An 11439-nucleotide genomic window follows, 5' to 3' on the forward strand; every position below is an offset into this window, starting at 1 on the left:
CACAGGTCACGCTGTCGCCAACCCGGGGGAGGCACGCCGATGAACACGATGATGCGAAGCACGGTTTCGGTCGGCGGTCCCGCCAGCCTGGGCTTTCCCCGCGGAGCGGCCAGGACGGGCATCGGCGAGGATGCGGCGGTCCGGCTGGAGGTGCGGAACGTCTACAAGGTCTTCTCCGCCGATCCGAAGCCCGCCCTGTCGATGCTGCGCCAGGGCGCCAGCAAGGCGGAGGTTCTTGAAAAGCTGAACGTCAACGTCGGTGTCCTCGACGCCAGCTTTCAGGTCCGCGCCGGCGAGATTTTCGTCATCATGGGGCTGTCGGGATCCGGCAAATCCACCATGATCCGCCTGCTGAACCGGCTGATCGAGCCCAGCAGCGGCGAAATCCTGCTCGACGGCAAGGATCTGGTCAGCATGTCGAAGGCCGAGCTGATCCAGGCCCGCCGCCGCAACATGGGCATGGTCTTCCAGTCCTTCGCCTTGATGCCGCACCTGACCGCACTGGACAACGCCGCCTTCGGCCTGGAAATCTCCGGCGCCTCCAAGGCGGAACGCCACAAGGCGGCCCAGCAGGCGCTGGAGCAGGTGGGGCTGGGCACCTACGCCCACCGCTACCCGCGCGAGATGTCGGGCGGCATGCAGCAGCGCGTCGGCCTTGCCCGCGCGCTGGCGAACGACCCGACCATCCTGCTGATGGACGAGGCCTTCTCCGCGCTGGACCCGCTGATCCGCACCGAGATGCAGGACGAGCTTCTGCGTCTGCAGCGCGAACAGCAGCGCACCATCGTCTTCATCTCCCACGACCTCGACGAGGCCATGCGCATCGGCGACCGCATCGCCATCATGGAAGGCGGGCGCATCGTCCAGGTCGGCACGCCCTATGAGATCCTGAGCCGTCCGGCCGACGATTACGTCCGCTCCTTTTTCCGCAACGTCGATGCCTCCAAGGTGCTGCGGGCCGGCGACGTGGCGCGGTTCGAGGCGACCAACACGGTCATCCGCCTGCCCGGCGAACTGGCTCCTGCCTTGCAGCAGCTGCGCGAGAACAACCACAATTTCGGCTATGTCCGCACCCCGGAAGGCCACTTCGAAGGCATCGTCTCGCGGGCGACGCTGGAACGCGAGCTGAACGGACCGCAGCCGCGCTTCGTCAATGCCTTCCTGCCCGGCGTCCGCACGGTCAACGCCGCGGCGCCGATCCATTCCCTGCTCGCCCTGGTCGCCGACAGCGAATGGCCGGTACCGGTCGTCGACGACGACGACAATTTCCTCGGCGCCATCTCGCGCGCCCTCATGCTCCACACCTTGGTTCGGGGGGATTGACCGATGGATTTTGAAATCAGAATCGGCAAATGGGTCGAGGAACTGGTCACCTTCATGCTCGACCATTTCCAGCCGACCTTCGACGCGATCGCGACGGTGGTGAACGGCTTCGGCGCCGCCATCGACTTCGTGCTGGTGGGAGCGCCCGCGTGGCTGCTGATCGGGCTGATCGTCGCGACGTCCCTCTGGCGCGTCGGCACCGGCTTCGCCGTCTTCACGGTCGCCGCCCTGTCGCTGATCGCCGGCATGGGGCTGTGGACGGAGACCGCCTCCACTCTGGGGCTGGTCCTGACCGCCACCCTGCTCAGCCTGCTGATCGGCGTGCCGCTCGGCGTGTGGATGGCGCGCAACCGCGTGGTCGAGAGCATCGTCCGCACCACGCTGGACTTCATGCAGACCATGCCGGCCTTCGTCTATCTGATCCCGGCGGTGATGTTCTTCGGTCTGGGCCGCGTGCCGGGCATCCTCGCCACCGTGATCTTTGCCATGCCGCCGGCCGTGCGCCTGACCTCGCTCGGCATCCAGCAGGTTCCGGCCGAGATCGTGGAGGCCGGCAAGGCCTTCGGCTGCCATGACCGCCAGCTTCTGTTCAAGGTACAGCTGCCGAACGCCCTGCCCTCGATCATGGCCGGGGTGAACCAGACCATGATGATGGCGCTGTCGATGATCGTCATCGCCTCGATGATCGGTGCCGGCGGCCTGGGCAATGTCGTGTTGCAGGGGATCCAGCGGCTGGACATCGCGCTCGGCTTCGAAAGCGGGCTCAGCGTCGTTCTGCTGGCGATCATCCTCGACCGCATCACCCAGAGCTTCGGCCAGACCGCCGCCGCTCCGCGCCCGGTACGCTTCGCGTTCCTGCGCCGGTTCCTGCCGGTGCCGGCACGGTGAGCGCGGGGGCTCTTCCGGAAGGGGGCTCCGCCGCCGCTCTTCCGGCGCGGCCCCTGCCTCCTCACGGGCGGCGGCGGCATGCCGATGCACAGGAGGGTCGCACAGGGCCGAGCGGGATGCAGGTGGAGCGGCTGGCCGGCGTCGCCCTGGCCGACCGGCTGGAGGAGCTGGCCGCCCTGCGGCTGGCGGTGCTGGGCGAATTCCCCTACCTCTATCGCGGATCGGCAGCGTATGAGGAGCTGTATCTTTCCGGGCTCGGCAGCCTGCCGGGCGGGCTCATCCTCGCCGCCTTCGACCGCAACCGCATGGTCGCGGCGGTCACCGGCGCGCCGCTCGACCAGGAACTGGACGCCTTGAGCGATCCCTTCACCCATGCCGGCCGCGACCCGGGCGCGATCTTCTATTTCGGCGAGGTGGTGGTCCTGCCCTCACACCGCGGGCGGGGTGTCGGGACAGCCCTGCTCGAGATCGGCGAATCCCATATCCGCGTCGATGGCCGTTTCGCCTCCGCCGCCTTCGGTGAGATCGTGCGTTCCACCGACCATCCCCGCCGCCCGAAAACCTACCGGACGCCGGATGCCGCATGGCGGCGGCTTGGCTACCGGCTGGAGCCGGACATCGGCGGCACCCTGTCCTGGTGCGACTCCTGCGACCGGGAGGAAACCGCCAAACCCCTTCGCTTCTGGGTCAAATCCCTCCTCCCTGGCACCGGAGCATGACGCATGCCGCATGACGGCCTTGTCTTCGACCTCCCCACGGGGGAGAGCGCGGGCGACGAGTGCCCGTTGCTGATCCGCGACATTCCCTACCACGATCCGGTCGCCGCCTTCGCGCCCTGGTCCGGCCAGCCTTTCGCCACACTTCTGCACAGCGCCGCGGAAGCGGGCGGTCGAGGCCGATGGAGCATCGTCGCCGTCGATCCCTTCCGAACGGTCGAAGCGCGCGGCGGCTTCGTCACGGTGGATGGCGAACCGGTTACTGGCGATCCGTTCACGGTGCTCGAACGGGAACTGGACGCCCATCGCCTGCCCCTTCCCGCCGGCCTGCCCATTCCCTTCGCCGGTGGCGCCGTCGGCTTCCTCGGCTATGAGTTGGGACAGGTGCTGGAACGGCTGCCGGCACGGCATGGCGACGACAGCGGCCTGCCCGACATGGCTTTCGGTTTCTACGACACGGTCATCGTGTTCGATGAACGGGAGCGGCGCGGTTGGATTCTGTCCAATGGCTTCCCCGAACGCAGCCCGGTCCATCGCCGCCTCAGAGCGGCAAACCGCCTTCAGTCCTTTGCCGATGCGCTGGCAGCGGCGCCCGACGATTTGCCGCCGCCCAACCCGGTCACCGCGCCCTGGCGGCCCGAGATCGCGCGCGACGAGTATTGCCGCCGGGTGGAGCGGGTGCTGGAGTACATCTGCGCGGGCGACATCTTCCAGGCCAACTTCACCGGGCGCTTCCTGGCCGACCGGCCGGCGGAGCTGTCGGTGCTCGACCTCTACCGCCGCCTGCTGACGCGTAGCCCCGCCCCCTTCGCGGCGTGCCTGTCGCTGCCCGGCGGCACCGGTCTGGCCAGCGCCTCGCCGGAGCGCTTCATCCGGCTCGACGCCGACGGCCGCATGGAAACCCGTCCGATCAAGGGAACCCGCCCGCGCGGCGCCACGGCGGAGGAAGACGAGGCGTTCGCCCGCGAGCTTGAACACAGCATCAAGGACCGGGCCGAGAACCTGATGATCACTGACCTGCTGCGCAACGACATCGGCCGCGTGGCACGCATCGGCAGCGTCAGGGTGCCGGTCCTGTGCGGGGTGGAGCGCTTCGCCTCCGTCCATCATCTGGTGTCGGTGATCGAAGGACAACTGAAGCCGGGGCTGGGGCCGGTCGATCTGCTGCGCGCCACCTTCCCCGGCGGCTCGATCACCGGCGCGCCCAAGATACGCGCCATGGAGATCATCGATGAGCTGGAAGCCTCTCGGCGCGGCGCCTATTGCGGATCGGTGGCTTGGATCGGCTTCGACGGGGCGATGGACAGCAGCATCGTCATCCGCACCCTGACCGTCACGCCCAACCGCGTCATCGCCCAGGCCGGCGGCGGGATCGTCGCCGATTCCGATCCCGGCGGCGAGCATGACGAGATGATGGTGAAGATCCGCCCGCTGCTGCGCGCGCTGGATGGCGGCTAAGCCGGCGAAGACCGGCGCGGGTGCTGGAAAAAAACCAAGGCCCCGGCCGGTTTCACGGTCGGGGCCTTCCTGTTTTGGACGATGGCGGGCATGGGCCGCCGATGTCACTGGATATCGTTCGGCTGGACAACGACCCAGTTCCGGTCGGCGAGGACCGGCAGGTTCTGGGCCGCTTGGCCCGCGGCGGCGGTTTCCCACATCTGCTTGATCTGCTTCATATACTTGTCCTTGCGGTTGACCCACACCCGCAAGCCGCCATTCGCCGCATCGGTGGAATGCAGCAGCATGTAGCCGTCGCTGGTCGGCGTGTCTCCCGCCACCAGCACCGGCTTCTTCCATTGGTCGATGTAGGTGATGATCGCCGCGTGCTTGCCGGCGAACCAGGTCAGCGGCGCCCACAGATAAGTGCCGAGTTCCAGGTCCATCGTCTTTGCCCAGTCGTATTTCCCCTCGGCGATCAGCTTGCGTGCCGTGGTCACCTCGCCGGTGGAGCGGTTCTTCAGCAGCATGGTGACGCCGATGACGTTCTGCGGCTTGACGTTGTAGCCATACTTGGGATCGGACAGGACCATCCGGACCAGTTCCTCGCTGGCGGCGGTCACCACATAGACGTCGATCCCATTGGCGGCCAGATGGTTCACCAGTTCCTGCTGGCCGGTGTAGAATCTGGGCGGGCTGACCTCGACGGTCTTGACCGCGTCGCCGTCATAGTAGGTAGCGGGGATCGGCTTGCCGTCGGCCAGCATCTCGTCGACGAAGCCCTTCAACTGGGCCAGGGTGAAGCCGGAGAAGATCTGCGCCACCCACGGATAGCACACCTGATCGTCGATCTCGCACAGCCGGTAATAGTAGCTGTTGAGGCTCTCCTTGTGTCCATTCACGTCCTTGAACGGAATGATCTTCAAGGACGGATCCATGCTCTCGCGCGACAGCGCGCCCTTGCGCTCCAGATAGGGCAGCAGGGATTCCTCGAGGTCGTAGCGGTACAGCGTGTTGTCGGCATCGAACACCGCATAGGCGCCCTTGCCGGCATTTGCGGACACCAGCGCCTTGAGGCTCGCCGCCGCCTCCGCCGGCCAATGGGCGAGCGGTTGAGCTGAGCCGGATTGAGCCAAAGCGGTCATAGGAGCCATCGCAACCATGCCCGCGAGCAGCGCGGAGCGGAAAAGCGTCTTCATCTGTGCCCTCTCTTCCCTGTTCAAAGACACGATTCTTCGAGACCGGAACCACTGTATTGAACAGTGCCGGCTGTTCTGGGGATTATCCCGAACTGTCCAAGATTTTTTCAGTTGATGGACACAGTTTATGACAGATTATTTACACTTGTCTACTGAATCTAATTTTCAGGATCAGTCGCGGATTGGCCAGAATTTGTCGCCTATACAGTAGAATTTCTTGAAACATCTGTAACCGCTCAGTTCGGCGAGACCGAACGGATGGTGAGGGACAGGGCTTTACCCCGGCGCGGCCATTCCACCACGTCGCCGACCCGTCCGCCGACCAGCGCCTCGCCCAACGGGGATTGCCAGCTGATGCGGCCGTCAGCGGGGTCGGCCTCTTCCCCGCCGACCAGTGTGAAGGTCCACCGGCGCCCGGTCTCATCCTCGGCGACGACGACGGAGCCGAAGCCGGCTTCCTCAGCCGGGCCGGATGGGCGCACCACCACGGCGGCGGCCAGCCGGGCGCGCAACAGGTCGGCGCGCCGCTTGGCGCTGCTCATCGCCTGCCGGTCCTCCGGTGCATCCGAGCCGCGCAACTGCGCGACCTCGGCGTCGGCCGCGGCAAGTTCCTCCTGCCAAGCGGCGACGGTGGCGGCGGACACATGCAGCGGCCCGTTGACCTGGGGCAGCGGCCCCTCGGTCTCGGCATCGCTTTCCTTGACGAAGGCGCGGCTCATCCCGGTTTCCTCAGCCCAGCAGTGCCATGGCCGCGGCGGGAGCGCAGCTTGCGACCCAACCCTGACCGGGGGCACCCACCACATCGCAGAAATCCACGCAGGGGCGGCCAAGCCGGGAGGCCACCTCCGTCACCACGGCACGCCCGACACCGGCCCCGACCACGGGCGCATCCTGCGGCAGGGGCGGCGCACCGGCGGACAGCACCCGCGAGGCGGCATCATGGATGCAGCGCAGCTGGCGTTCGACCAGATCGCCGGCCATCGCCCGCCAGACCGCCGGATCGTAATCGCCGGCATCATGGCCGACCATGCGGGCCAGACGGCGCAGGCTGGCCTCGACCGTCTTGGCTCCATTGTCAGCCGCCGGGTGTTGGTCCGCAGCCTCGTCCAGCCGGCCCAGCACGCGGTAGAGGTCGGCGCTGGTGGCGAAATACTCGGCCATCATCGGCAACCGCTCGCCAGCGACCAGGGCGGTGCGCTCCATCGCCATCACCGCCGTGCGGGTCAGCCCGGTATAGAGCAGTTCCTCCACCGCCATCCGGTCATGATCGGTGACGCCGCGCGCCACCACCGCGCCGTCGCACACCGGCACGATGTCGGTGGTGGTGCTGCCCATGTCGACCAGCAGCGCCGCCGGCAGGCGCTTGGCGACCACGGCGGCGGTCGCCATCCAGTTGGCCGACGCCACGTCCATCACCTGCCCACGCGCCTCCTGCGGCGACAGCAGCCCGCGCCGCCCGGCATAGACACGCAGCCGTCCCGGCGGCACGGCCGCGGCGATGCGGTCGATCAGCGTGTGCACGCCCTGGGTGCGGTCGTTGAACAGGTCGACCAGTTCGCCCGTCATCGTCACCACATGGTCGGCATCGGCCGGCAAACGTTCCAACACTGTTGACAGCGCCGTGTCCAGCTCGCCCAGCCCTTGCCAGAGCCGGCAGGGCACCTGCACGGCATCGCGCAACCTGCCATCCTCCGCCCAGGCGGCCTTGAGATGGGCACCGCCGATGTCCCAACCGATCACCACTGTTCCACTGGGGGGCACTCCACGGGAGTCCGTTCCACGGGTGTCAAGCATGCGCATCCTCCCGGCCGGCATCGGCCGATCTGGTGTGGAACAGAACCAGGATGTCGCCCGCCGGGTTCCAGCCCAGCACCCGCGACAGGCCGGAATAGCCGACGGACAGCCGCGGATTCACCTCCACCACCACAGGGCCGTTCGAATCCGGGTCATCCGGCCGGTCGATGAGGTCCACGGCGACATAGCCGCGCAAGCCCGGGATCGCGGCGGCAATGGCACGTGCCAGCGGTTCCCAGGCGGCGCGGCGGTGCTCCATTGCCCCGACATCGACGCCATGGAAGGAGAAGCTGCCGCTCCCACGCTCCACCTTCTGGCGGTTGCAGCCGAGCAGCCTGACCCCGCCGGCACCATCGACCAGCATGGACAGGCTGCACGGCTCGCCTTCGATCAGCGGCTGGACGATCCAGCGGCCGGCGTGCGGCGGCCTCCAATTGGCGATGTCGTCGACGATGAAGGTGTCGAGGCAACCGGCGCCGTCGTCCGGCTTCACCACATGGCGGGCGGCGGGCGGCGGTAGGGCGCCGAAGGGAACGGTGGGAACGGTCGCGATGCCGTGGGCGGCCAGCCGGGCCGCCGTCGCCGTCTTCGACGACGCCAAAGCGATGGCGTCGGGAGCACAGGCGACCACCGGCAGGCCGGTGTCGCGGAACAGGGCGGTCACGTGCCCCAGCAGCCCGTCGGTCTCCGGCGCAATGGGCCAGACCACATCGCACAGGGCAGCCGCGGCTCGCCAGCGCGCCTCCGGTTCCTCACCCGGCGCCACCGGGAACAGGGCGACCCGCTCCGGCGGAAAGGATGGTGGGGAAAGGCGGTTGTCCCAGCACAGCGTGACGTGCAGTCCATCCAGAGCGATCAGGTCGCCGACCAGGGCCGCGACCATCGCGTTGGCCTCCGCCATCAGGTCGGTCGGAAGCGGCCCGTTGCACAGCGCGCCGCCGGTGACATATTCGCAGACCAGAACCCGACGAAGGCTGTTTTCCATGGACATCGTTCCCGTCATCGACCTGCTGGGCGGGCAGGTGGTTCATGCCAAGCGGGGGGAGCGCGACCGCTACCGCCCCATCGAAAGCGCGCTGACCGCAGGATCGTCACCGCAGGATATCGTGGCGGCACTGCTGGCGCTGCAACCCTTCCGCGCCTGCTATGTCGCCGACCTCGACGCGATCCGCGGGCAGGGCGACCATCGCTCCACCGTCGCCGCTCTCCAGGCGCGCTGGCCGGAGGTCGCCTTCTGGGTCGATGCAGGGCTGGCGACGGCGGACGATTGCCGCCGCTGGCTGGATGCCGGGCTGCGGCATCTGGTGATCGGCAGCGAAAGCCAGACGGACGGCAAGACGTTGGAGGCGGCGCTTGCGCTGACCGGCGAGGACCGGGTGGCGCTGTCGCTGGATGTCCGGCGGGGCGAGCCGCTGGGTCCGGCGGCTTTGCACGAGGACACCGGCCTCTGGCCCTCCCGGGTGATCGCCATGACGCTGGACCGGGTCGGCTCGGGCGAGGGGCCGGACCTCGACCGCATCGCCACGCTGGCGGCCCGACGCCCGGGGATCCGGGTGTGGGGTGCCGGCGGGGTGCGCGATGCGGCGGACTTGGAGGCGCTGGCGCGGCACGGAACCGATGCCGTTCTGATGGCCAGCGCACTCCACGACCGGCGCCTCGACGCCGGAACGCTCGCCCGCTTCGTCTCCGGTCAGCCGGTTGCCGGTCAGGAGGCGGCGAAGGGGTGAACCGCGGCGGCCATGCCGTCCAGCATCTCCTTGGCGGTCGGGCTGCCGGCGATGGCGCGCTTGAGCGCCAGCTTGGTGGCCTCGTGGTTGTAGTCCTGGATTTTGCGGTCGTCCTCCGCCTGCCAGTGGATGAAGACGCCGACCGAGATGAACAGGTCGTCTGCCTCGTCCGCCGGAATGGTGCCGTCCTCGACGCATTCGGCGACCGCCAGGGCGACGGCGCGCTGGGCCGGGCCGAACATCTGCACAGCCTGCTTGGCGTTCTTGATCGTCACCTTGTTGAACATGACCGTCGAGGGCTTGACCATCAGGTTCGGCGCCAGCACGGCCAACAGGCCGTTCACCCCTTCCTTCTGGTTGGTCAGGGTCTGGCAGAAGGCGGTCTCGGCGGCGCTGCCGCGCGGGCCGACGATGAGATCGATGTGGGCGACCTCGTTGCCGTCGCCGACCAGAGCTTCGCCGACCATAACCTTGTCGATCTTAGACATTGCGCATCCCTTGCGATGGTTGGTTCGATCAGAGTCCGCCGCTTGTCGTCCGGCGGCAACGGTCCGGCCGGCAGCTCGCCGGCCAGCCGAAGCACGAACAGGCAGGCCACCGTCAGATCGGCGGACGTGCCCGGATTGAGGCCGCGGCGCTTCAGCGCACGGTCGAAAGCGAGAAGCCGGTGGGCGGTTGCCGGATGTCCGCCAAAGGCAGGACCGGTGGATAGCCGACGTTCCAACCGGAACGCCTGCTCCCGCACCCGCTCCGCCACTGCCGCGCCATGCTTGCGGGCGATGTGGGTGTCGGGGTGCAGGGCCATGAAGCCCAGATGGATGGCGCTCGCCGCTTCCGCCGGACTGGCGCCGCGACGCAGGGCCGAGCGTCCGCGCGCGACGCCGAAGGTTAAGACGTCGGCGAAGGCGGTGGCGTACTGCCGGGCGATCAGGTCGCGGCCGGCCGCCGCAGTCATCGCGGCCCGCAGGTCGACACGCGGGGCCTCGGCGACGTCATGCTGCCGGGCGTCCCCCAGCCCGGCCGGCAGAGCCAGGCGGATGGCCGCGAAGGCGTCGGCGGCATCGGCGACGCTCAGCCGGTCGAGCACGCGCGCCAGCCTCAGCCGCAGCGGCTCCCCTTTGTCACGGCACAGCGCCGCGGCGGCGAGCGGCGCCAGCAGCAGGACGATGCCGAGATTGGTGTTGCAGCCGGCGACTTCCTGCGTCGCCGCGACCGCATGCAGGATCGCCTCCCCCACCCGGCGGCCCGGTGTGGCGAGGATCGGGGCGATGGCGGCGGCACTGTCGAGGAACTGCGCCACGCTCATCCCATGGCCGTCGGCATGGATGTGGACGTTGCCGGGCTTCAGCGCCATCAACTCCAGCCGGCAGGCGGTTAACACCGCCTCCTCCACCAAGGCCCGGCAATCGTGGAGCGGGGTCGGCAGCAGGGCGCTCATCCCACCCTCCGCGCATCTGCCGGCACCGGTGAGGCCGATGCCAGACGGGCCAGGACGAGATCGGCCAGCGCCTGCGCCACGTCCACCGGCGTCACCGCCTGCAAGCCACGCCATGCCGGCATGCTGTTGACCTCCAGCACCAGGAAGCGGCCGTCGGGCGCACGGATCACATCCACCCCGGCATAATCGGCGCCGACGGCGGCGGCGGCGACCACCGCCAGATCGCCCAGCATGCCGCCCGGACTGGCGGGATGGCAGCGAGCCCCCTGCTTGACGTTGGTGATCCAGTGGTCGCCCTGGCGGACCATGGCGGCCAGCGGGCGCCCATTCACCACGAAGACCCGCCAGTCGAACCAGCCGCCATCGGCCGCACCGACATACTCCTGCAAATGGTAGACACCCGCGACCTCCTCCGGACCGGGCAGAGCCATGCCGGGATCGAGCCGGCGCAGCCCCTTGCCCTGCGACCCGAACAGCGGCTTCAGCACCACAGACCGTCCCTCGCCATGGAGGGCGGCCAGGATCGCGGTGGCCTGGACCGGATCGGCGACGCTCCAGGTGCGCGGGGTCGGCACCCCGGCCGCAACCAGCCGGTAGGCGGTGGCGCTCTTGTCGACGCAGCGTTCGATGGCCGCGGGAGTGTTGGCAACCGGCACCCCGCCATGGGCCAGCGCATGCAGCACGCCAAGCCGCAGCGTCACCTGCTCGAAACTGCCGGCGGAGATGGTGCGGACCAGACAGGCGTCGGGCAGTCCGCCATCGAAGCCCGGAATCGCCGGCCCTTCGGGACTGAAGCCGCAGGCGCTGAGCGACACCGGAACCGCCTTGGCACCCCGGCGGGCGAAGGCGGCGGTCAGCCGCCGGGTGTGCCAGTCGGCGCCGTCCACGAAGATGGCGATGCGGGTCCGCCCCATGCC

At 68.6% G+C, this 11439-nt stretch carries 12 protein-coding genes; 5 read left to right on the forward strand and 7 right to left on the reverse strand.

Annotation, left to right across the window (positions count from 1 at the left end):
• The first annotated feature begins 39 nt into the window (after positions 1-39).
• The 4 genes from proV to pabB all read left to right on the forward strand — a co-directional run bounded on the left by proV (position 40) and on the right by pabB (position 4385).
• Positions 40-1323 (forward strand): glycine betaine/L-proline ABC transporter ATP-binding protein ProV, encoded by a 1284-nt coding sequence (gene proV / locus ACWPN8_RS26415; RefSeq protein ID WP_492242908.1) that lies wholly within the window; start codon positions 40-42, stop codon positions 1321-1323.
• 3 nt (positions 1324-1326) lie between these two features.
• On the forward strand, positions 1327-2211 hold the full coding sequence (locus ACWPN8_RS26420) for an ABC transporter permease (RefSeq protein ID WP_492242909.1): 885 nt from the start codon (positions 1327-1329) through the stop codon (positions 2209-2211).
• A 116-nt stretch (positions 2212-2327) separates the two neighbouring features.
• On the forward strand, positions 2328-2930 hold the full coding sequence (locus ACWPN8_RS26425) for a GNAT family N-acetyltransferase (protein WP_492242910.1): 603 nt from the start codon (positions 2328-2330) through the stop codon (positions 2928-2930).
• A 3-nt stretch (positions 2931-2933) separates the two neighbouring features.
• Positions 2934-4385, forward strand: coding sequence for an aminodeoxychorismate synthase component I (gene pabB, locus ACWPN8_RS26430; RefSeq protein ID WP_492242911.1), 1452 nt, complete (start codon positions 2934-2936; stop codon positions 4383-4385).
• Between the two features lie 104 nt (positions 4386-4489).
• Here pabB and ACWPN8_RS26435 read toward each other — a convergent pair whose 3' ends face one another.
• The 4 genes from ACWPN8_RS26435 to ACWPN8_RS26450 form a co-directional block, all read right to left on the reverse strand.
• A complete protein-coding gene (locus tag ACWPN8_RS26435) occupies positions 4490-5563 on the reverse strand; it encodes an HAD family hydrolase (protein WP_492242912.1) in 1074 nt (357 codons plus the stop codon).
• 236 nt (positions 5564-5799) lie between these two features.
• The gene (locus ACWPN8_RS26440; RefSeq protein WP_492242913.1) at positions 5800-6282 is read right to left on the reverse strand and encodes a GreA/GreB family elongation factor; all 483 of its coding nucleotides are present in this window, start codon (positions 6280-6282) and stop codon (positions 5800-5802) included.
• 10 nt (positions 6283-6292) lie between these two features.
• Positions 6293-7357, reverse strand: coding sequence for a hydantoinase/oxoprolinase family protein (locus ACWPN8_RS26445; RefSeq protein WP_492242914.1), 1065 nt, complete (start codon positions 7355-7357; stop codon positions 6293-6295).
• Positions 7350-8342 carry an ATP-grasp domain-containing protein gene (locus tag ACWPN8_RS26450; protein ID WP_492242915.1) on the reverse strand — a complete coding sequence of 331 codons (993 nt, stop codon included), beginning with the start codon at positions 8340-8342 and terminating at the stop codon, positions 7350-7352. The genes ACWPN8_RS26445 and ACWPN8_RS26450 overlap by 8 nt, the downstream gene beginning before the upstream one ends.
• Here ACWPN8_RS26450 and ACWPN8_RS26455 point away from each other — a divergent pair.
• Positions 8341-9084, forward strand: coding sequence for a HisA/HisF-related TIM barrel protein (locus ACWPN8_RS26455; RefSeq protein ID WP_492242916.1), 744 nt, complete (start codon positions 8341-8343; stop codon positions 9082-9084). The two genes, ACWPN8_RS26450 and ACWPN8_RS26455, sit on opposite strands and share 2 nt — an antisense overlap.
• On the opposite strand, the gene fae is transcribed toward ACWPN8_RS26455, so the two are convergent.
• Genes fae through ACWPN8_RS26470 form a run of 3 tightly spaced genes read right to left on the reverse strand, consistent with a single transcriptional unit; the run spans position 9063 to position 11436 of the window.
• The gene (fae, locus tag ACWPN8_RS26460) at positions 9063-9551 is read right to left on the reverse strand and encodes a formaldehyde-activating enzyme (protein ID WP_244592669.1); all 489 of its coding nucleotides are present in this window, start codon (positions 9549-9551) and stop codon (positions 9063-9065) included. The genes ACWPN8_RS26455 and fae overlap by 22 nt on opposite strands.
• Positions 9446-10522 carry a triphosphoribosyl-dephospho-CoA synthase gene (locus ACWPN8_RS26465; protein WP_492242917.1) on the reverse strand — a complete coding sequence of 359 codons (1077 nt, stop codon included), beginning with the start codon at positions 10520-10522 and terminating at the stop codon, positions 9446-9448. Before ACWPN8_RS26465 ends, fae begins: the two co-directional genes overlap by 106 nt.
• Positions 10519-11436 carry an ATP-grasp domain-containing protein gene (locus ACWPN8_RS26470; protein ID WP_492242918.1) on the reverse strand — a complete coding sequence of 306 codons (918 nt, stop codon included), beginning with the start codon at positions 11434-11436 and terminating at the stop codon, positions 10519-10521. The genes ACWPN8_RS26465 and ACWPN8_RS26470 overlap by 4 nt, the downstream gene beginning before the upstream one ends.
• Positions 11437-11439 lie beyond the last annotated feature (3 nt).

This window comes from Azospirillum sp. UENF 112521 (assembly GCF_058780665.1).

What these genes read in the sequence shown, in the direction of transcription:
- ACWPN8_RS26435 (WP_492242912.1), bottom strand. Translation starts at nt 5,563, where the DNA reads ATGAAGACGCTTTTCCGCTCCGCGCTGCTCGCGGGCATGGTTGCGATG.
- ACWPN8_RS26425 (WP_492242910.1), top strand. Translation starts at nt 2,328, where the DNA reads ATGCAGGTGGAGCGGCTGGCCGGCGTCGCCCTGGCCGACCGGCTGGAG.
- ACWPN8_RS26450 (WP_492242915.1), bottom strand. Translation starts at nt 8,342, where the DNA reads ATGGAAAACAGCCTTCGTCGGGTTCTGGTCTGCGAATATGTCACCGGC.
- ACWPN8_RS26470 (WP_492242918.1), bottom strand. Translation starts at nt 11,436, where the DNA reads ATGGGGCGGACCCGCATCGCCATCTTCGTGGACGGCGCCGACTGGCAC.
- proV (WP_492242908.1), top strand. Translation starts at nt 40, where the DNA reads ATGAACACGATGATGCGAAGCACGGTTTCGGTCGGCGGTCCCGCCAGC.
- ACWPN8_RS26465 (WP_492242917.1), bottom strand. Translation starts at nt 10,522, where the DNA reads ATGAGCGCCCTGCTGCCGACCCCGCTCCACGATTGCCGGGCCTTGGTG.
- ACWPN8_RS26440 (WP_492242913.1), bottom strand. Translation starts at nt 6,282, where the DNA reads ATGAGCCGCGCCTTCGTCAAGGAAAGCGATGCCGAGACCGAGGGGCCG.
- ACWPN8_RS26445 (WP_492242914.1), bottom strand. Translation starts at nt 7,357, where the DNA reads ATGCTTGACACCCGTGGAACGGACTCCCGTGGAGTGCCCCCCAGTGGA.
- ACWPN8_RS26420 (WP_492242909.1), top strand. Translation starts at nt 1,327, where the DNA reads ATGGATTTTGAAATCAGAATCGGCAAATGGGTCGAGGAACTGGTCACC.
- fae (WP_244592669.1), bottom strand. Translation starts at nt 9,551, where the DNA reads ATGGTCGGCGAAGCTCTGGTCGGCGACGGCAACGAGGTCGCCCACATC.
- pabB (WP_492242911.1), top strand. Translation starts at nt 2,934, where the DNA reads ATGCCGCATGACGGCCTTGTCTTCGACCTCCCCACGGGGGAGAGCGCG.
- ACWPN8_RS26455 (WP_492242916.1), top strand. Translation starts at nt 8,341, where the DNA reads ATGGACATCGTTCCCGTCATCGACCTGCTGGGCGGGCAGGTGGTTCAT.